Genomic DNA, 21,243 nt, shown 5'->3' with positions numbered 1-21,243 from the left:
GGCGAATGCAGCGAAGCCTCCGCCTCGCCACTCAGAAAAAATCCGCGCGGGCCTCCCGCACATGCCCCGCACTCAACTGACTCAACTCCGCCACCTGCTCACAGAACCAGATCACGTCCCCCGCCGTCCAGCCGGCTTCTTCCAACTCGACATACAAAGCATCCGCGAACGCACCCCAGTCCCCGCCCTCCGCCGGCTCCTTCACCTCAAACTCAAACCGCGAATCCTCCCGCAGCGATTCCCACACAATCAGCGTCGCCACCCGCTGATGGTACTTCTCCACCGCCGCCAGGTAGCCGGCGTCACTCTCATCGCGCTGCAGAACCGCCACGCCATCCGCATCCCGAATCACCCGCCCCTGCGAATCCCGCGAGACCCGAGTCGGCGGCTGCGGCATCATCACTCCTCGTTCCCGCAACACCCGATGAAAACTCAACCGCAACGGACGAACACAAACCTCCCAGCTCGAACCATCCGGCCGCCCCATCGCCACCACCCGGCTGTAATCCCCACTCACCACCTTCCCGCAGTACTTCATGCCCTCATTCCCATATCTAACATGCCCGCATCAATTCAATCGCGGCAGGGTGCCACTGACGTCTCGCCAGTGCCGCTCATGATCACACCCAAAGCATGGCCTCGGCTATTCACACTCAACGTGCATGCCCACACTCGCGTGGGCATGCCTTCACAGAACTCCAGGCTCAACCGTGTGCCACTGGCGTCCCGCCAGTGCCTCTCATGATCACACCCAAAGCAGGGTGCCATGCCCACGCTCGCGTGGGCATGCAATCACCTCACCGGATCGTCACACCCGCCCGACAATCACTCCCCATCCACCTTCGTCACATACGCCGTATCAACCGCCGAGATCCCTCCGAAGTACCGCGCCTTCACTCGCAGCACCACATCCCGCTCGAACGCCGCTTCACTCTCCGATCGCTGCAGGAACGTCTGCACCGGCCAGATCTCAGTCCACACAAACTGACGCGCAAAGTCACCGACATACCAGTCACTGGCCGCCGCTCCCCCCTGCTCATCAATGAACGGCGAACTCAGCACATCCAGCATTCCGCCAAACGGATTCGCCACCGACATCTCTCCGTCAGCCGTCACCTGACGAACCTCCGTCGCATGCACGATTCCCCTCGCCGTTCCCCGCAACGCCTCCGGCACCAGCACATACTTCGCCGGAGCAATCACCGGCCGCGATGTCCCATCAATCCGATCGTCCCGCACCTGGGTCGCCCGGTAGTGCAGCACCTCCTCAATGTCCGTCCAGTCCACCAGCGGCACCGCGGCGTCAAAATCCGGCGACGTCGTATTCCCCACGCCCACCCAGTTCCGACGCGAACCATCCGTCGCATACAGAGACGCACCACTGCCGCTCGGCCGATAGACATACTTCCCCTGGCCGGCGTCCGCGTCCGTCACGCCACGAACAATCGTCCGCTCCCGTTCCTGCCGCAGATAATGCCCCAGCGCCATCGCCCGCCGGTTGATCTCGCCACTCTGATCAAACGCGATCAACTCCTCGTTGATCGACAGAATCCGCCCCTGCTTCGCCTCCGCCGTCGTCACGTACTTCTCTTCGAACGTCGACTCCTCATACGGATGCCCCTCCGGCACCTCCGTCGGCCCCGCCAGTGCCCGAAAGCCGACCAGCTTCTGATTCCGCAGCGAACTCCTCACCACCGTCACCAGCTTGTCGCCAATGAATCCGTCGTCGTTCTCGTAACCTTCGAGCACCTTCCGGCCAATCAGCTCACCCGACATCACCTGAAACAGCGTCGTCCCCACTCCAGGATTCGACTCCCGCAGCAACGCCGCAGAAACCGGCTGCCCCTGCAGAGACTCCTGGACCGACCGCAATCGCGGCAACACCTGGCACGCATCCGCCAGCTCGTAATAGCTGAAGTCATCAACCGTCAGCTCCCCCTCATTGAGCAGCGAACACGCCTTCCCATAGAACGCCTCCGCCCCCAGCGACTCCACCAGCTCCCGCAAATTCTGCCCACGCATCAACAATCACCTTCTATCAAATCGCAACAATCGCAATCACTATTCCCAGAGAGCAACCACCACCGGCCCCACCCCTAAACCCTAGCACCTACCGCCCAGCGCCCAGCGCCTAACTCCTACCCCACCACCGCCGCCGCATTCGCCGAACCCGCATGAAACGCAGATGCAAAACTCACCCGCAACGATCCCCCCGATCGCGTCTCCATCGCCCGGGCAATCCCATTCGCCGCCGAACCCACACCTTCCAGCTGCTGATTCATCAACGCCGACGACAGCTCGTCCGGCCCCAGCACATCCCCGAATCCGTACGAAGCACTCTGCACATCGAACTCATAGACCGAGAACGGACTCACATCGACCGAAACCGGCTCCGCCTCGCCCGCCTCCGAGGCCTGATGAGCCACCCCCAGGAATACGTCCGCAAACGCCCCCTGCGTCGTCGCCAGATCCGTGTCCCACGCAAAATCCGCCGCCGCCTTCACCTCACCACTGTCGAGGAACACCAGATCCCCCGCCTCAATCACTGAAGCCGAATCCACCGGCACCTTCACCAACTGCACCTGACCCGACCGAAACCGCAACCGATTCCCCATCACCACTCCTCCTAGAACCTGCAGAACGAACGCTTCCGCTCGCTATCTAATCCCAATCTCCGACACTCACCACCTGAAGTGGCACAGACATTCCTCAACAAACTCAATTTCAGCACAGCGACCGTAAGGGTGGCCCTGACAGCTGTGCTGTCAGGGCGGCGAAGCCGTAGGAGAATGCACCTGCCGCGTGCCTCAACTTACAGCTTTCCATTCCTTTTCAGATGACCACCCATCTCGTCATTAGACGTCGCCTGCCACTTCGCCAGAACTCTCATCGACTGGTTCCTGCCTGTACGAACTCGACTCCCCGAATTCATCTCCACTCCGAAGACCTCTCTCCACCAGGGATGGCCCAGAGATTCATCTCTGGGTGGCAACGCCACAAGTGGCTTGTCTTCAGCGTCCACAAAGCCACCACCGACCCGGGGTGCCACTGCTGGCTAGCCCAGCAGTGCGCCATCACCCTCCCCGAACCACCCGCACAAACTCCCGATCCACACTCACTCCACCTCCACTCCCGCGCCCACAACTCACCGGCCCCAGTGAAACGAACCGCTTCCGCTCCGAAATCAGCTGCTCACGAACCCGCGGATCCCGCACCGCTCCCAGGCACCGACGAAACTCCTCCGTCACCACCCCCGCCGGCAATCGCATTCGTTCCAGCATCGGGCCAACGCCCGTCGCCGATCGCCGACCACGCAAGCGTCTCCGAGCACTCCCACTCCGTCGGATCTGCTCCTCTTCGACCTCCCCCTCACCATCCAGCCGCGACCACCACTCCCCACTCGTCAGCTCATCCTCACCGATCTCAAGCACCACTTCCGAAACCTCAAACGATCCATCCTCGGCTTCCCACCACTCACAGATCGCATACATCCCCTCCGCGACATCTTCAGACCGAATCGCAACATAACCGTCCCAAACCGCGACCCGCTCCGATCCCTCTGCGGCCAGAACCTCATCGATTCCCGTCTGCACCGCTTCATACGAACCAGGGGCCATCACCGATTCCTCCCGGTGCTGCTCACGCAATGTCCGCGTCGTCGCCGGAAACGCCACCGCATCCACACTGATCACCTCATCAATTCGCTCAACCACCGTCTTGTCCTTATTCCGCGACGCAATCACCACATGACTCATCCCCACGTTCGCCGTCTCCGAAGCCGCCAGAGCCAGAAACATCCGCCCCGACTCCGTATCCAGCACCCGAATTTCACTCCGAATCTTTCCCTCGGCAAACCGCGCGTTCTGCACCGAGCCCACCAGATCCCGTGTGCTCCGCTCATAAGGACGATTCGCATTCACCGCATGATCCAGGAACACCGGCCGCCCCTCATAGAGCGGCACCGCCTCCCGCAGCGCCCGCTCCGAATACCGATACCCATTCCGCGACTCCGGCCCGGCCAGCACCACATCCGCAACGCACAACTCCTCGGCGTCCACCTGCTCCGACGTCACACACCATTCCGGCAAAGACTCCACCAGCCGTTCCCGCTTCGAACTCTTCCCGCTACGCATCCACTTCATCTGTCCCGCTCCCGTCTGTCTTCTGCCCCGCCAACTGAACCCGCAACGGCTGCTCCCGCGTCAACTCCTCCGCCACCTGTTGAGGATCCAGCTTCTCCCGCCGCTGCACCTCGGCTCGGCTCAGCACGCCCGCTTCCACCAGCCGCACATCCGCCTCCCGCTCCCGAGGCCGATCCCGACTCACCAGCTCCGGATACGCCCACCGCAACTCCACCTGACCCAGCACCTCCGCCGGAATCAGCCCCGCCGCAATCGCCGACTCCATCACCTTCCGCCACAGCCGGCCAAACGCAGCCGTGAAGAACTCCTGCTCACTCCGAAACAGCTTCACCGCCGGCCCCTCAGCCACCAGCGTCGACGCATAATTCCCATTCGAAGCATCCGCCGTCAGCATGAACTCCGGAATCCCAGCCCCAGCCGCCACGCACAGCAGCATCATCCGCCCCAGCGGCACCGCATCGCCAAAGTTCGTATCAGGCTGCAGAAACTGAATGTCGGTCCCCGCCGAAGTCGTCAGAATCGTCCCCGGCAACACCCGCTCATTTCGCAGATCACCATCCAGCTCCGAAGACGCCCCACTCCGCGCCCGATCCGCCATCGCCGCCGCATTCCCCGCTCCGCCCTGAACCTTCCGCCACAACACAATCGACGACTGCAGCTTCCTGGCCAGCAACTCCGTCTGCGACCACTGATCAAACCTCTCCAGAGGCTGCACGATCGAAGCAAAAAAGCTCACACCCCGCTTCTCATTCGTATCCACGCCATACCGCGTATGCACCACCTCATCCGCCGGAATCATCTCCTGCACATCGCGATTGTCGCGATCCAGCTGCACGTAGCACCGGACACGCTCCACATCCCGCTCATCCGTAATCACCCCCTGCGAATGCGGATCATCAGGCCCTGCCCCAATCCGCTCCGGATCAACAAACCGCACCGACGGCGGCCACTCTCCATCATCAAAGAATCGCAGAAAGCACTCCCCGTCCCGCCACACCCGCCGGGCGTACTCCCGATACGAGAAGTGAGACGCATTCTTCGTCAGAAACTCCTCCCACAACTCCGCCAGCACCGTCAGCCATCGGTCTTCGATCTGTTCGTCGGACGTCCGCTTCGCCGCCACCGTCAGCTTGAGCCCGTCCCCAACCACATACGCTTCCAGCAATCGCAGAATGTTCCGGGCGTGAGGATTGTCCCGCACCAGCTCCCGTGCCTGATCCCGCAGCTCCCGCCGCTCCGATTCCCCCAAGCGTCCCGACTTCTCGCCCACCAGCAGCCAGTCCCCCGCATCCTCCGAAACCGGCCGCTGCGTCCCCTCCTCAACCAGATCCATCAACCGCTCCTGCACCCGACGCTCATACCGCGCCCGCAAACGAGCCGTCGCCACCTTGTCCCGCAAATACTCGAACATCCAACCCCCTCACTAACAACCCCGACACCCACCCCAACTTCGTTGCGCAGTTTTTCGTGACAGTCAACTCAAGTAGCCACCTCCGGCAGGGTGGCACAGACATTCCTGTCTGTGCGTCAAACGACGTGCCCCAAGTGAAGACACCATCCCATGAGAGCTGCTTACACCCGGCAATGCCCTTCTCCACCCCCAACAACCTACCAACCAAACCCACCCCCCGGCGGCGACACCTCCATCCAGTCCCCACCACCCAACTCCTCACTGGCCCGCAGCGCCGCCGCCCCCAGTGCAAACACCCGGTCATCGTGATGCACGCCATCCTGCACATGATCAATCCTCCAGCGCCCCTGGCTGTTCTCCTTCACCACCACCGACGCCAGCTCCGTCTCCAGGTCATCACGCCCCCACGAACTCTCCACCGCTCCACACCCCGGAAACCACCGCACTCGCTGCTGCACAATCAACTGCCGGAGACACACCGCCAGCGAATGATTCCCCTTCCCACCCGCGAAAGCGAACCGCTCCAGCTCCACCCGTCCGTCGTACTTCTGAATCGTCGCCAGCAACTGATACTCGTCCAGCACGAAGCAAACATTGCCGAAGCTCTCCGCGATCCGCTCAATCCACTGCTCGACCCAGCTCACCTGCACAGGCTGCCCCGACCGAGGCTGCACCACATCCATGCAGTCGACCACCAGAACCTCTCCCTCCCAGTGAACCACCACGCCCACTGTGAAGTCATGCTTTTCTGCATAATCAATCGCCGCGAAATATCGCCGCCCGCGCTGCCCTTGAACCTGAGCAGTCAACTCCACATCCCGACAACGCTCCGCTTCCTCCAGGCTCACGAACCCACCATCGCTCGACTGCCAGCGGTTATTCCACAACCGGTCGAACACAGCCGCCGGCAACAACTGACGCTGCTCCTCCAGCCACTCCTCTGAAATCCACGGCGCCCGGCATCCATCCAGCGAAGAGAAATACCACCGCCGACTCCGAGCCGCCGTCTCCCGCACATCCCACTGCCAGCCCCGACCTACGCCCGCATTCGTCAGCACCAGCAGCATGCAGTCCGCCTTCTTCGCCGCCGACGAGATCAGCGAGTACCACAACTCCGGCTTCTCCCAGTGCGACAGCTCATCGCAGATCACAAAATCCGGCAACAGCCCCCAACTGCTCTGCACATCCGAAGAGATCACCGACAGCCTGCTCCCCGTCTTCCGCTGAATCACCGCATGCTGACGAAACACCAGGTCCGGACACAGCTCCGCATTCCGCTTCACCAGCCGCTCCATCGCATCCCGCAGCAAACCCGCCTGATCCCGATCGGCTGCCGCCGCCAGCCCCTCCACCCGCCGCGAACTGTTCTGCAGAATCCACGCCAGTTGAACCGCCATGTCCGTCGTCTTCGAGTGCCCACGCGGCCGCTCCAGATAAGCCCGCTGAAAGCCCCCCGCCGCCGGCTCCCCATCCGCCAACTGTCCCGCCAGCCGCAACCACCCGGGATCCAGGGCGGCGAAATCGCGTTCCTGCCAGTCTTCCAGAACGCTCCCCAACCGCCGCCCCGGATCCCCCTCCACAATCAACGCCTCACGAAACAGCCGCGGATGCCGCGCCGCCCCCCGACGTCTCACCGCTTCCTTCAAGCTCAACCGGGATCGCAATCCCTTCCATCCGCGCCCGCGCGAGCAACTCTTCATCCGACAACGCATCCCATCCAGAACCTTCCGAACCCTCCACCCGCAACGCCATCCACTCCGGCGGCGGCCGCTGCTTCAACCACTGCGTCATCGCCGAAACGCTCCCCTTCATCGCCTCCTGATACAACCGCGCCGCCACGTTCTGACTCAACGCGTCATACACCGCATCCACCTTGATGCGGAACTCCTCATCCTCCGCAATCGCCTCCATCACCACGAACAGATCCAGCTGCAACTGCTGACACGCCGCCGCCGGACTCGCCCCCCGCAACAGCAGCTCCAGATAAGCCCGCTGATCATCAACCCCCACCTGCGACACCGCCGCCAACTCCCCCTCGCCCAAACATCCACGCCCCCGCTTCCCCCGCCGAGCCTCCCGAAACATCCCCTCACCTCACTTCATCCGCCCCTAACCCCTAACCCCTAACCCCTAACCCCTATCGCCTATCGCCTAGCGCCCAGTGCCTAGCCCCTAGCCCCTAGCCCCTATTATCAAAGACAAAATACTCCGGCTCCGCATACCGGCTCTTCCGGTGCGTCTCGTCCGAAACCCGCACCCGCTGCCCATCCCGACGTTTCCCGCCGTAAATCCTCGAATGTTCTTCCACCGAACGCCCCGACTGCATCGCCACTTTCCCCACACGAACGAACCCCGCTCGCTCGAAGAACGGATTCACCTTCCCCATCTCCGCCAGCGCTTCAATCCACGGCCAGGCACAGCTCTCGCAACTCCGCCGCACAAACAGACTCGCCAGCCCCGCCCCGCGATACTTCGGATGAATCACCACCCGCGTCAGCGTCACCAGCTGCCGATTCAACGCTCTGCAACTCAACTTCGACCGGCGTCCTGAAAGCCCAAAGAACTTCCGCCGCAAACTCAACGACAGCGCCGGCGTGCAGAACACACAAATCCCGATCGGCTCCTCCCCATGCCACAGCATCGTCACATGCACGACGAATCCAACCGCATGCGTTCGGTAATGCCACCGAGCGAAATACGGCCAGTCGTTCCGGGACGCCTCACTGACCCAGATCTCATCGGCGAAGCTGATGACTTTTTTCCAGCAGCCGCATCCCCCTCTCCGTCACAATCGCCAGCCACCACCACCGGCTCTTCCCCCAGCCGACACCGCACATGCACATCCGGCTCCAGATCCACAACCACATCCTCATGCGTCGTCGCCAGCAGAAAGCCGATCCCCATCCGCGAACAGATCTTCCGCACGTTGAACGCAATCACCTTCGCCAGCGTCCGATCCAGTGTCGCCGTGAACTCATCAGCCAGAATCCACTGTGGTTGATCCGCAATCGCCTTCGCCAGTCGATACCGATACCGCTGCCCGTCACTCAACTCCGCCGGCGTCCGCAGCATTACCTGAGCTTCGCCGAGACCACACGCTCCCAGCACTCGCAGCCCCTCCGCGACATCCAGCCCCAGCCCGTCAATCAACGAAACCTGCTCCAGTTCCAGCGAATCAATATCGAGCACACCCTCCAGCTGACCAGCCGCCGCCCGCATCAGACTCGACTTCCCCGACCCCGAATCCCCGGTGAAGCAAACCACCTGCCCCGCCTCCACCGCCAACTCCAGCTCCTCCGCCAGCACATACCGCCCCTGCTCGAAATCGACCCCAAAACAATCCATCACCTGCGAAGTCCGCACCGTCCGCCGTTTCGGCAAAAAGTCATAAGCCACCGACACCAACATCACCACCTCCCTCAACTCCAGCAAGGTCCACAAAAGGGGTGCCACTGCTGGCTTGCCCAGCAGTGCGGTCCCACACCCCACTCGTCCACTCTAGTAGGGTCAGCTGTGCGGACGCGTAATCAACTCACCCCTCACCAACCGCTTTCCCGCCTCCAACCCACTCCCGAATCCAAACAGAAGCCCCCTCGCCTCCCTGGGAGGAGAGGGTCAGGGTGAGGGGGGGAACAACGCGTGAAATGCTCCACAGATCGAGACACCCCAACGCAAGATCCCTCCTACACCCCCTTCACATGCATCTCAAACTCCACCACATCCAGAAGCTCATCCATCCGCTCCCGAAACACCTCCCAGTCTTCCTGAGTGACATGGCACGTCACCACAATTGCTCCCTCATCCCCCTCACGCTCCACCGGCAGTTCCATCACCGGCTTCAACATCAGCTCGTTCAGATCCTCCTCGCTGAATCCCGTCAGCGTCTCATCAAAGTCCGGCAACTCAACGAGCTCGCCCATCAGCTCCTGCAGCTTCGCCACATCCCACCGACCACCCGCCCGCTCATTATTGAGCACCACATTCAACGCCTTCTCCCGCTCCATCGGCAGATCGACCACAACCACCGGCACCTCGCTCGTCCCTTCCTCCTGAAGAATCGCCAGCCGCTGATGCCCCCCGACCACATGCCCCGTCCGCTCGTTCCAAACCAGCGGCTGCACCAGGTCGAACTCCGTCAACGAACGCTTCAACCGCTCGAACTCCGCCATCCCCGGCTTCAGCTCGACCCGCGGGTTATAAGGAGCCGGCTTCAGCCGCTCGATCGCCACCGTCTCAATGCGCATTCCGGCACCTCCCGCATCCTTCACGACGATCCGGATCCGAGAACCCATCCTCCTGAAGCTCATCGAACTCCTCCGGATCCCCCATCCCCAGCCACTCCGGCGACTGCCGCAAGCTTTCCCGCAGATCCCGCTTCACCTTCGCCAGAATCCGCGACACATGCCCCCGATGATGCCCGAACACCGTCCCGATCATCTCCAGCGGCCATCCGCCATTCTCACGCAGCGCCAGAATCGCCAGCGCCTTCCAACGCTCCGGCCGCTCTCCCGCATACTGCTCATGCACCACGGTCCAGAAATCATCCCGCCCCACCCGAGGCAGAACCATCCGCTCACCACTCTCACGCATCACCGACATCCTCATATCCCTTCCTTCCAGAACCCACTCAATTCAACCTCAACAAATTTGTTGCGCTCGGTAGGGTCCGCTGTGCGGACGCGTATTGCGTCAACCACCACCCTCAAAACTCCTCCTCCCTGGAGACTCCTTCCCCACACCAGGGTGCCACTGCTGGCTTGCCCAGCAGTGCTCGACCGGAATCCATTGCCCTATCACGTTCGTCCTCGACGCACGCCCCTTCCCCACTCGCAACTTCGAACCTAAACTTCCCTCTGGTAACACCCCCTGTCGATTCGATTTCGACAAATCTCAACCGCAATCCTGTTTGAATTCCCGACCCGTATTTCCGCATGAATCCCGACCGCTATCGCAAGCAGATCCTCTTCCAGCCCATCGGCTCCGAAGGCCAGCAGCGTCTCGCCGACGCACGTGTCGCCATCATCGGCTGCGGCGCGCTCGGCTCCTCCATTGCCGAAACACTCACCCGCGCCGGCGTCGGCTATCTCCGCATCATCGACCGCGACTTCGTCGACCTCTCCAACCTGCAGCGGCAACACCTTTTCACTGAAGCCGATGTCACCTCCCATCAGCCCAAAGCCATCGCCGCCAGCCAGCGTCTTCAGGAGATCAACTCCGAAGTCACCATCGAACCGCACGTCACCGACGCCCACTCCGGCAACATTGCCGCCCTGGTCCACTCCTGCGACCTCATCATGGATGGAACCGACAACTTCGAGACCCGCTTCCTCATCAACGACATCGCTCTCGAAACCAGCACCCCCTGGATCTCCGGCGGCGTGATCGCTGCTCGCGGACAGGTCTTCACCATCGTCCCCCAACAGACCGCCTGTCTCCGCTGCCTGCTCGATGGCGAACCGCCTCAAACTGAAACCTGCGACACCTCCGGCGTCATCGGCCCCGCGGTCAACATCATCGCTTCACTCCAGTGCACGCGGGCGCTGCAGTGGATCACATCCGCCGGCTCTCACATCGATCGCCGCATGACCATCGTCGATGCCTGGGAAGGATCGTTTCAGCAGGTCGATCTCACCTCCCTCTGGCAGGACCGCGACTGCCCCGCCTGCACTGGCTCTGAACGCCTCTGGCTCTCCGGCAAACGCGGCAGCCAGTCCACTGCACTGTGTGGCCGCAATGCCGTCCAGATCGCCCCCAGCGAACGCCGCACCATCGACCTCGCCGCCCAGGCCGAACAATGGAAGCCCCTCGGCCAGGTCTCCCTCAACCCCTTCCTCCTCTGGCTCCAGCCACAGGATTCCCCCGACCACGAAATCCACCTCTTCCGCGACGGCCGAGCCATCATCAAAGGCACCGAAGACCTCGCCCTCGCTCGCACCCTCTACAACCGCTACGTCCCGTCCTAGAAACGCGGCCTGCAACCATCCCAAGCCCCTTCGCAGGGTGCCACTGCTGGCTTGCCCAGCAGTGCCAGGGACACACCACCGATCCCCAGCGATGCAACGATCTCCAAAGAATCTCGCAGGAAGTCTCAGCGAGTACGCTCTTAGCCTTCCCCGCCCAGCAAAGATTCATTTAATCGGCCCCCACTTTCCGCTATTCTATAAAAAGATCGTGGCTCGCCTTCATCAGCCGCATCACCGAACCTTCACCCTCCCGATCGGCACCTTCACGCAGAGCGTCCCATGTCCGAACTCAAACCACCTCGTCGGAAAGTCCCGTTCCTGGACTGGCTCCTGCTCATCACCAACATCACCTGGGTCTACGGCCTTTATCGACTCTCCGCCGCCCCGGGGCAAAATGCTGACGAACTCAACACGCAGTACATGATCGTCTGGTTTGGTCTCATCGCGACCATCATCGTCTTCTTCGTCCGCATCTACGTGAATAAAAAATCCAAAGGCTCCCCCTGAGAGCCCGGGTCATCACTGAAAGTCTGGTCCACCTATGCCGCTCAACAAAAAGCAGAAAAAGCAGATCGACGTCCTCCGACAGAAAATCCAGAAGCTCCGCCTTCAACTCTCCGGTGCAAAACAGCAGATGGACGATCCCCAGGAAGTCGAACGACTCCAACAGCAGATCAACACCCACGAAGCCGAAATCGAAAAGATCAAATCCGCCTCGTAGCCAGGACAAAGAGATCCCTCACGCGTTGAACGCCGACGTGAACAGATCAACGCAGAACGCCGACGTGAACGGATCAACGCTGCGGCTCAACGCGACAAAGCAACCAGCACTCCCGTCACCCTCAGCCCGTGGCACAGACATTCCTGTCTGTGGGAAGAGCACCATCGCAGCGGCAACCCACAAATCCCAGGGACCACTGCTGGCTCGCCCGGCTGTGCTCTCTTCGACCGTCGAATAACAACCATGCCTCCAACGACACCGACCATCATCGTCGTCCACCACAAAGAACGACGCAGCAAATGCACCGTCGAGCCTCTTCGCATCCAGCCCGGCTTCGACTTCTGGAACTTCCCCCTCAAGCAGCCACACACGCTCACAAACTACGTCCGACTCTCCATCGACGGCCCCCGCCTCTCCCCGGCCGATCGTTCTTCCGGACTGCTTGTCCTCGACGCCACCTGGCGACTCGCCGCCCGCATGGAAGCCGAATTCGTCGACATCCCCCCACGCTCGCTCCCCGTCTGCCAGACCGCCTATCCCCGAAACTCCAAACTCTTCGAAGATCCCGGCCAGGGCCTCGCCACCATTGAAGCCATTTACATCGCCTATCTCTGCCTCGGCTACCCCACGGCAGGCCTGCTCGACAGCTACCGCTGGAAAGACGACTTCCTGGCCACCAACGCCGAGACAATCGCGGCTCTCAAAGCCGAGAATCCTCCCGAGTAAAACGCTTCCCGGCCGCGTTACGCAGCGTGTTCGGAGTCCACCACAGCTGTGGACCGCATCCGACTCCCGAGATAAACCAGCACGCAAGAGACGATCAGAATCGTCGTCACGGCGGAGTCAATCGTTCCCGCATAAGGCTCAAAAGCCGCCTTACGCGATTCATCCCGTGTGAAATACCAATGCGCAAAGGCTTCGCCAACCAGCGTCAGCACAATCACTCCGACCGCTCCCCAGCGCACCTGGTTCCACCGCCGATTAACCGCCTTCTCGCGCTCCTCCTGATGTTCCTCCATCAGTCAGACTCCACTTCTACCCCGGGAGGTTCTTTCCTCGCGAAATCTTCTTTCGGCTTCACCGTGAAGATCGCGTTATAAGCATGCAGACGAATCTGATGCGTCGATCCCTGCCAGGAAATCTGCTGCACCTGATTCTGCGTCAGAATCGAGCGGTCCAGCATGACCTTTCCCGTTTCCTTGTCAATGATCTGCACATAGAACATCCCCAGATACAGGTTGTGCTTCTGCTCATGCTTCGTCCCCGCCAGAATCAGCACCGGCATCTGATGCAGATCTTCCAGCACGAGATTCAGCTTCTCCGTCTCATGCACCCATGCAACCTCGCCCTGCTTGACATCAATACTCGCAACCAACCCATTCACGCGATGATTCGCGATGTTCAAATACGTTGAATGCGTGTTCGAATGATTCAACACCACATACAGTCGATTCTCCTCCGTAAAGGCCAGAACATCATTCAAATGGGGCCGCTTCAACCGCTCATCGACCGCGGAAACAACACTCTCCCCACTCGCCGCATCGACCAGCTCCACACTCCCATTCCGCCGAACGATCGCCACTCGCCGATCATCCACCATCCCCAGATAATCATCTTCCAGAACCGCAATCTGCCACAGCGACTCTCGGCTCAACAGATTACGACCTTCCAGAATCATCACCCGCTTGACCGGGGCCGCTGATCGGCCCACGTCATCCAGCTCCGCCGCCAAAGCATCCGAAGGATCCCGCTCGCTCACCGTTACCACCACCTCGTCGACAAAAGCGATCCCCTCCGACAGCAGCGTTTCGAGCCCCTCGACGTCCAGCGCTCGTCCATCTCGCGTATCAATCACCTGGGTTTCCGCCAGATCCGGCGGCACCACACACAAACGGTCATTATCGCCATAGATCAACGCCTCCTGCGGAATCCCCCGACGCACCCACCGAATCGAACCATCCACCACATCGACGGCCAGCAACTCGTTCCGTCCCCGGAAGCAGACCGTCGTCTCGGTCATCAACACCAGTGGACCGTACTGACTCCGCCCCTGATTCATTCGGAATCGCGAAGTCGCCGACTTCGCCCGCTGCAACGAACGAATCGTCGCCTTGCTCGGCGAAACAACCCCCGCGTTCCCCGCCTGTCTCACGACCGGCTGCGCCCAGACCAACTCGCGGTCCGGCAGCGAATAACACTGCACCATGCCCTGCGAATAGACCGTCATCAGATGACCATGAACACGAACCGGCAACACGTTCGACGTCGGCATGTAGTCAGCCTGCTGCAACGGAATCGACCACACCAGCTCATCCGTGTCATTCCGCAGAATCTCCAGCCGCGATCGCCGTTGATCGTACACAAAACGATGTCGCCGATAGAAAGGCAACTTCGACTGCTCCAGATTCACCGTCCCCGTCTGCTGCGTCCACTGGGAAGTCCCGAAATGCGACACCTCATAGTCATAGTCTCCCCACGAAGTTTCCGGAACGGCGGCCGGTTGCACTCGCTGTTCAAACTCTCTGACCCACTCACCCACCGTCGAGCCATCCAACATCACCAGCTCACGATCAAAGTCGGACAGCCGACTCGCGAGAAATCCCGCGTCCTCAATCAGACCAAAACTCTCCAGTAAAGCGATCTTCGCCGTCAAAGCACTCGCCCGGACCGACGGATCTTCTCGAGCCGCCAGCGTATCCAGTGCATACTCGGCCAGAGCGTAATCCTGCTCTTCCGCGGCTCGCTCCGCCAGCATCAGATACAACTCCTCCAGTGCCGGATGAAAGCCATAGATCGCGATCACATTCCGCATCGCCTCAATCTCACCGCTCGCCATCGCCCGTTGACCGGCGTCCATCACCGCAGCCGTGATTCGTGACGAGACCTCCCCAGTCGACTTCTCCCACAACTCCCGCAGACGGGCCGACAACCACACATCCTCACGAACTTCCAGCGCAGGCTGCGTCGTATCCTGGACCAGTTTCCGGCCTCCCAGGCGGCTCAACTCCCCGTAGGTTTCCAAGGCTTCCGTGTATCGCCTCGCCACACTCGCCGCCCGCGCACGCAATCGCAGATATCGCTCCTGATCATCCCGCGAGACAACATATTGCTTCAATTCCTCAAGCTCGGCGTCCGAAGGCGTCTCTTTGGCTTCGACGACCTGAAACAGCGTCTGCCGCATCTGTCGTTGGTAAGTCCCTTCCTCCGGCCCGCTCAGCGCAGCCTCATCGATCTGACGCAGCGCCGTCAGCGCATCCACAAATCGCTTCTCCAGCAGCAGAATCTGCGCCTGCCGCGTCAATGCTCGAAAGTCCGACGGATCCGCGGCCAGTCGCTGTTTCACATCCGCTTCGACATCCGCTTTCGGCTCGAACATCGCCACTTCTCCGGCAGACGCCGAAATCAGCCGACCCTGCGACATGATCAGATTGCCCAGCCGGAATTCCTCCTCTTCGATCGCCGCCCGTCCCACAAACTCATTCTTTTCCAGATCGAAATACCAGATCTCCCGCCCCGCCATCGGCAACAGCAGTTGACCTTCCAGCATGATACCCCGGCCACTCGGCAGCCAGCCTTCACTCCGAGCGACGGCATCGAAGTCGCCGTACTCCCGAGACCAGAGTCGATTCCCCGTTGCCGCTTCCACCGCCGTCAGCTCGCGCCGGCCCACTAACAGCATCTGCCCCTCATAAGCCCCGGCGACGTACAGGCCGCCCTCGACGTCATGAATCCGCCACAGTTCCTCCCCGTCCCCCAGACGGAAACCCGCCAGCATGCGCGACTCAGCTGGAGCCATCACAATCGCCTGCCCCACGACCTGCGGCGGCGTCGGAAACCACCGATCATTCAACGATCCCGGGGACACCGGCGCGTAGCCGCCTCCACGGAACTGCCGTTTGTTCTCGTTCGTCTCACTATCTTTGTAGCTCGAAATCCACACCACCTCGGCGGCCGCGCGATCCACACCCACCAGCAGCCCCACACTCGTCGGGCATACCAGCACGCCGTCGGACAGCGCAACTTGAGCAGGCCACCATCGTCGCATTGCATCTTGATTGATCGGCAGATCCGTGTACGCCAGCAGGCACGACCACTTCACATCCCCCGAGCCACTCGCCAGACAGTAAAGTCGGATCGCATTGTCCTGCTCTCCCATCACGAACAGCTCGCCTCCATCAGCCAGCGGAGGCCCCAGAAAGAACGTCCCCGCCAGCGCGGAATCCAGTCGCCCCGACAACCGCTCCCCGCCAACATTCCACTTCTGTTGACCGGTCTTCAGATCGTACGCTGTCAACCGGTTCGAACCCCAGTCCCGGCGATAGGGGTCATTGTCCTCCAGTGAATTGTTCGTGTAGTACGAAGACCCCAGCAGATTGGACAGCACCGCATTCTGTTCAATCACATACACATCCGAACCATCACTCGTCATCGTCCCGTGCACGCCATTGCGGAACAGAAAGTTCGCCAGGGGATGATTCTCCGTCTGTGTCCCCTGATACGGAGTGACCACATTCCCGCGTATCACAAAGTTCTGCTGATGGACTGAGCTCTTGCTTCCTGAAGTCATCAGTCGCGACGGCGGCACCGTCTCCCGAGACTCCCACTGCACATAACCGGTTTCACTGTCAACGACACACAATCCATCGAATGTCCGGAAAATCACCTGAGACCCCACGCTGATCGGCTGCATCGCCGGAATCGCCGGCGTCCGCGACACTTCCAGATCATCCTGCAGCGATCGCACCTGATCCCGTACGTCCGAATGCTCCGTCGTCGTCTTCTGCCACGCACTGATCAGCAGCGGATGCCCTCCCGAGGCATGTCCACTCCGATTCTTCGCCCCCCCCGGATGCAACCAGTCATCCAGCGGCGGATTGAAAAACGTCGTCAGAGACTTCCACGCCTCCCGAACTTCCACCAGCGATTTTCCCGGCAAACGCCGCTCCAGCACCTTCACATCCGCTTCCGGCATCTGTCCGAACGGCTCGGTTTCAGGCGATTTCACGCCGCCCTTCTCGAAGACAGCTGCCGCCTTAAAACGCCAGACTGGATCCTGAGACAATTCGCTGCCACTTTCCGCCAGTCGGCGGTACCACTGAGCGGCGATTGCAAACTCCCCACGATCCACGTGCAGAGACGCAATCCGATTCGCCGCCGCCTGTCCCGCTTTCGTATGAAAGAACCGCTCCGCCACTTCGCGGATCACCGCCATGTCCGAGGCGTCGAACGCGTCATCCAGCATCTTCTTCGCCAGCCCTCCGTACGTTCGCTCGTACGTTTCCCGGGCCCCTGGCGGCATCGAACCGATCCGTTCCTGCACATCCCATCGTAACGACCGATACTGACCATCATCACCCCGCATCACCGAGTCCACCGGCGCATCGAGCAGGTTCTGATAAATCTGAATCGCTTCCGGCCACTGCCCCATCTCGGCTCGAGCGCGCGCATTCTCAAGCACCATCTCATGCTCGCGAATCGACGGAATTCGAGGATCGCTCGGCGCTCGAGGTTCTCCCTCTTCAATCTTCGGCAATTCGACACCGGCCGGCCCGTCATCCTTCCCGCCGCCCAACAGTCGCTTCAGCGCATTTTTCAACGGGTTCTCGACCGGCTTCTGTTCCTTCTTTTCCGCAGCAGGCGGATCGCCGGCATCTTCCTGAGCACCAACTCGCGGAGCATTGACCAGCGAAATCAGGAGACCGAAAAACAGCCAGAAAGGAGTTCGGCGGAATTGCATCATGTCAGAAACTTCCAGTGCTCGGGCGGCCGCATCACGCGACTCGCACAAGGCAGGAGAAAAGACCAGAAAACGCAGGAGGGATCAAACTCAGGAATGAATCATCGTCGCATCGCGTCGATACCGAATCTCCTCAGCGCCGCTTCGCGACAGACTGAGGCCCCGTACACCGACTCCCCATTATACGACCGGCTCCACACACCTGCTACCGCCATTTCCGGCCAGTCTCAGACTCCGCCCCGCCGCCGTCAATCTGCCACAATTCCCGTCCATGGCTGCAAAATCGACTCCACCTGCCTAGAATCGACACGAGATCGGGCTTCCATCAGGACTCGGAAAATCTCTGCCCGATCCGTCCCACCAGTGACCACTCAGCCCGGGGGTACACCACACGATGATCCTTCCCAGTCGCCTGCTGCTACCGGTTCTTTCTCTCCTCATTGCGATCACACCGCTTTTCGCTGAGCCCATCGATCACGACACCGCACTCCGACGCTACTTTGAAGCCAAGACCTCCCAGGTCGAATCCGAAACCGCCGAACGCCTTCACGATCTCGACGAATTCCAGACCCGCCAGTCCGAATACCGGCAGCAACTCGCCGAAATGCTCGGCCTGCACCCCCAGCCCGAAAAGACACCGCTCAAACCGACCGTCACCGGCGAGATCAAGACCGACTCCTTCACCGTCAAAAACCTGCACTATCAGGCTCTCCCCGGGCTTTACGTCACGGCCAATCTCTATCTGCCCAACGAAGTCACCGAACCGCTCCCGGCCATCCTCTACGTCTGCGGACACTCCCGCAACGTGAAAGACGGCGTCAGCTACGGCAACAAAGTCGGCTACCATCATCACGGCGTCTGGTTCGCCAGTAACGGCTATGTCTGCCTCACGATCGACACCATCCAGCTCGGGGAATTTCAGGGCGTCCATCACGGAACCTATCGTGGCGACATGTGGTGGTGGAACTCACGTGGCTACACCCCGGCTGGTGTCGAAGCCTGGACTGGCATTCGCGGCATCGATTACCTCCAGTCCCTCGAACAGGTCGATCCCGAACGCATCGGCGTCACCGGCCGCAGCGGCGGCGGAGCCTACTCCTGGTGGGTCGCCGCCCTCGATGAACGCGTCAAAGCCGCCGTCCCTGTGGCCGGCATCACCAGTATGCGGAACCACGTCGTCGACGACTGCATCGAAGGCCACTGCGACTGCATGTTCCAGATCAACAACCAGCAGTGGGACTTCTCAATGATCCCCGCTCTGGTCGCCCCACGAGCACTGCTCATCACCAACACCGACAAGGATTCCATCTTCCCGCTCGACGGCGTCATGGACGTCTACTGGGATGTCCGCCGCGTCTACGACCACTACGACGCCGGCGACAAACTCGGCGTCGCCATCGCCGAAGGCCCCCACAAAGACACTCAACGACTCCAGGTCAACGCCTTCGAATGGTTCGACCGCTTCCTCAAAAAGACCGATCGCGTCAGCATGCCAGCCCAGAAACTGTTCGAGCCGGAAGAACTTCGCGTCTTCCGCGATCTGCCTGAAGACGAGCGGACCTCCAACATCCACGACACCTTCGTCCCCACCAGTTCTCCGGAAGTCCCCGAAACCGCCAGTGCCTGGAAACAGCAGACCGAGCAACTGAAAAATCAGCTCCGCGAAAAATGCTTCCCCGACTGGCCCGCCGACTCGAACACTCCCGAACTGACATCCGTGGGAGAATCGACGACCGAAGACATCGTCACCGAAACACTGCGTTTCGAATCCGAAGCCAGCGTGCCCCTCACGCTCACACTCAAGAAGTCGCGTTCCTTCGACAAGAACAAACCGGCCAGCCTCAAGTTTCACGTCAACACCGGCGACACGTCTGCATCACCACAGTCTCCGCAGGAAATCGTCGCCATCTTCGCCCCTCGCGGCGTCGGTCCTCACGCCTGGTCCGGAGACGATCGTGAGCAGATCCACATCCGGCGTCGCTTCGCCCTGCTTGGTCAGACCGCCGATGCCTCTCGTGTCTGGGACATCATCGCTGCCGTAAACGCAGTCCGCGGTCGTCCCGAATGCAAAGAAGCCCCCTGCGAACTCATTGCCACCGGATCACCGGCGGTCAACGCCCTCTACGCGGCTCTCTTCGCCTCAACTCCTGTGGACCAACTGACCCTCTCCGAACTCCCTGCGTCCCATCAGGACGGGCCGGACTATCTCGGTGTCCTGAAGATCCTCGACATTCCTTACACTCTGGCCATGGTCGCCAACCGCACGCCTGTCGAACTGCAGCAAACCGACAAAACCGTCCTGTCGACCTACCGCAAGGCCAGCGAGATCCCCGATCTCGACCTGGAATCGGTCACCATCTCCGACCAGAACGTTGCCACAATCCCGTCATCCGATTCACAGGACGAAGACGCCATGAAGACCCTGGGGGGACTGCAGTACTGGAGTGACATTCACTTCTTTCGCGACTATCGCATCCAGCAGAATGTCTTGACCTCTCAGTGCCGCCTGCTCGATCGCCGGAACAATCGCCACGCCTCCGGCTCGTTCGAGGAATGCGTAACCGCCCTGGAAGGCATCCGCACCGAGAAGAACCTCGCCCCCATGTCCGGCGAAGCTGTCGTCCTGCTCCACGGCATCCTTCGCTCCGCTAACTCCTTCACTCCCCTGCGAGTCGCTCTCGAGAAGGACGGCTACTACGCGATCCCCGTCAATTATCCCAGCACTCGCATCACCATCGAAAAAGCAGCCGAAGACCTGCACCGCGTCATCACGTCCCTTGAAGGCATCGAAACCGTCCATCTCGTCGGACACAGCATGGGCGGCCTCGTCATCCGAGCCTGGTTCGCCCTGCCACAGACGCAGTCACAGACGCAGCGAATCGGCCGCGTCATCATGATGGGCACCCCCAATCACGGAGCCGAACTGGCCGACCGCCTCCACCGCTTCCCGCCATTCCAATGGGTCATGGGGCAGGCCGGTCAGCAACTCCGGACCGACTTCGGCACCGTCGATAAACTCCCCATTCCCACCGTGCCATTCGGCATCATCGCCGGCGGTCGGGGCGAGAACACGAACGGCTACAACCCGCTTATGCAGGGCGACGACGATGGCACCGTCACCGTCGCCAGTACGCACCTTGAAGGGGAAAGCGATTTCTGCTCATTCCCCTGCCTCCACATGCTGCTGATGCGAGATCCACGCAGCATCGAAGCCACACGCAACTTCCTCAAGCACGGCTCCTTCACCGACCAGGCACTCACCGAATAAC

The 21,243-nt window shown here is 61.0% G+C and carries 18 protein-coding genes; 5 read left to right on the top strand and 13 right to left on the bottom strand.

What is annotated here, in order from left to right:
- Positions 1–31 precede the first annotated feature (31 nt).
- The 11 genes from L1A08_RS03715 to L1A08_RS03665 form a co-directional block, all read right to left on the bottom strand.
- Entirely contained in the window at positions 32–538 is a 507-nt protein-coding gene (locus L1A08_RS03715) for a hypothetical protein (protein WP_238754360.1), read from the bottom strand.
- Between the two features lie 287 nt (positions 539–825).
- Positions 826–2,022 (bottom strand): phage major capsid protein, encoded by a 1,197-nt coding sequence (locus tag L1A08_RS03710; RefSeq protein WP_238754358.1) that lies wholly within the window; start codon positions 2,020–2,022, stop codon positions 826–828.
- 116 nt (positions 2,023–2,138) lie between these two features.
- The gene (locus L1A08_RS03705) at positions 2,139–2,573 is read right to left on the bottom strand and encodes a hypothetical protein (protein ID WP_238754356.1); all 435 of its coding nucleotides are present in this window, start codon (positions 2,571–2,573) and stop codon (positions 2,139–2,141) included.
- Between the two features lie 501 nt (positions 2,574–3,074).
- Complete coding sequence (locus tag L1A08_RS03700; protein WP_238754354.1) at positions 3,075–4,142, bottom strand: hypothetical protein; 1,068 nt, start codon at positions 4,140–4,142, stop codon at positions 3,075–3,077.
- The gene (locus L1A08_RS03695; protein ID WP_238754352.1) at positions 4,126–5,553 is read right to left on the bottom strand and encodes a phage portal protein; all 1,428 of its coding nucleotides are present in this window, start codon (positions 5,551–5,553) and stop codon (positions 4,126–4,128) included. Before L1A08_RS03695 ends, L1A08_RS03700 begins: the two co-directional genes overlap by 17 nt.
- Before the next feature lie 197 nt (positions 5,554–5,750).
- Positions 5,751–7,187: a terminase large subunit domain-containing protein gene (locus L1A08_RS03690; RefSeq protein ID WP_238754350.1), complete on the bottom strand. Its 1,437-nt coding sequence runs from the start codon at positions 7,185–7,187 to the stop codon at positions 5,751–5,753.
- Complete coding sequence (locus tag L1A08_RS03685; protein ID WP_238754348.1) at positions 7,144–7,581, bottom strand: hypothetical protein; 438 nt, start codon at positions 7,579–7,581, stop codon at positions 7,144–7,146. The genes L1A08_RS03690 and L1A08_RS03685 overlap by 44 nt, the downstream gene beginning before the upstream one ends.
- A gap of 151 nt (positions 7,582–7,732) precedes the next feature.
- Positions 7,733–8,071 carry a hypothetical protein gene (locus L1A08_RS03680; protein ID WP_238754346.1) on the bottom strand — a complete coding sequence of 113 codons (339 nt, stop codon included), beginning with the start codon at positions 8,069–8,071 and terminating at the stop codon, positions 7,733–7,735.
- Between the two features lie 125 nt (positions 8,072–8,196).
- Positions 8,197–8,961, bottom strand: coding sequence for an ATP-binding cassette domain-containing protein (locus L1A08_RS03675; RefSeq protein ID WP_238754344.1), 765 nt, complete (start codon positions 8,959–8,961; stop codon positions 8,197–8,199).
- 275 nt (positions 8,962–9,236) lie between these two features.
- Positions 9,237–9,797, bottom strand: coding sequence for a ParB N-terminal domain-containing protein (locus L1A08_RS03670; protein ID WP_238754342.1), 561 nt, complete (start codon positions 9,795–9,797; stop codon positions 9,237–9,239).
- Positions 9,787–10,152 carry a hypothetical protein gene (locus tag L1A08_RS03665; protein WP_238754340.1) on the bottom strand — a complete coding sequence of 122 codons (366 nt, stop codon included), beginning with the start codon at positions 10,150–10,152 and terminating at the stop codon, positions 9,787–9,789. Before L1A08_RS03665 ends, L1A08_RS03670 begins: the two co-directional genes overlap by 11 nt.
- 332 nt (positions 10,153–10,484) lie before the next feature.
- On the opposite strand from L1A08_RS03665, the gene L1A08_RS03660 reads away from it, so the two are divergent.
- The 4 genes from L1A08_RS03660 (at position 10,485) to L1A08_RS03645 (ending at position 12,963) form a co-directional block, all read left to right on the top strand.
- Entirely contained in the window at positions 10,485–11,516 is a 1,032-nt protein-coding gene (locus tag L1A08_RS03660) for a ThiF family adenylyltransferase (protein ID WP_238754338.1), read from the top strand.
- A gap of 279 nt (positions 11,517–11,795) precedes the next feature.
- Positions 11,796–12,023, top strand: a complete 228-nt coding sequence (locus L1A08_RS03655) for a hypothetical protein (RefSeq protein ID WP_238754336.1) — start codon at positions 11,796–11,798, stop codon at positions 12,021–12,023.
- Positions 12,024–12,057: 34 nt separating this feature from the next.
- Entirely contained in the window at positions 12,058–12,237 is a 180-nt protein-coding gene (locus L1A08_RS03650) for a hypothetical protein (protein ID WP_238754334.1), read from the top strand.
- A 243-nt stretch (positions 12,238–12,480) separates the two neighbouring features.
- Positions 12,481–12,963 carry a hypothetical protein gene (locus tag L1A08_RS03645; protein WP_238754332.1) on the top strand — a complete coding sequence of 161 codons (483 nt, stop codon included), beginning with the start codon at positions 12,481–12,483 and terminating at the stop codon, positions 12,961–12,963.
- Positions 12,964–12,980: 17 nt separating this feature from the next.
- Here L1A08_RS03645 and L1A08_RS03640 read toward each other — a convergent pair whose 3' ends face one another.
- Positions 12,981–13,256 (bottom strand): hypothetical protein, encoded by a 276-nt coding sequence (locus L1A08_RS03640; RefSeq protein ID WP_238754330.1) that lies wholly within the window; start codon positions 13,254–13,256, stop codon positions 12,981–12,983.
- Positions 13,256–17,977: an outer membrane protein assembly factor BamB family protein gene (locus L1A08_RS03635; protein WP_238754328.1), complete on the bottom strand. Its 4,722-nt coding sequence runs from the start codon at positions 17,975–17,977 to the stop codon at positions 13,256–13,258. Before L1A08_RS03635 ends, L1A08_RS03640 begins: the two co-directional genes overlap by 1 nt.
- A gap of 391 nt (positions 17,978–18,368) precedes the next feature.
- Between L1A08_RS03635 and L1A08_RS03630 the strand changes: the two genes are divergently transcribed.
- Complete coding sequence (locus L1A08_RS03630) at positions 18,369–21,242, top strand: alpha/beta fold hydrolase (protein WP_238754326.1); 2,874 nt, start codon at positions 18,369–18,371, stop codon at positions 21,240–21,242.
- Position 21,243 lies beyond the last annotated feature (1 nt).

The sequence above is a fragment of the Rubinisphaera margarita genome, assembly GCF_022267515.1.
GTDB classification, from domain to species: domain Bacteria; phylum Planctomycetota; class Planctomycetia; order Planctomycetales; family Planctomycetaceae; genus Rubinisphaera; species Rubinisphaera margarita.
The sequence above is the reverse complement of the archived record's forward strand: the minus strand, read 5'-3'. Positions and strand labels throughout refer to the sequence as shown.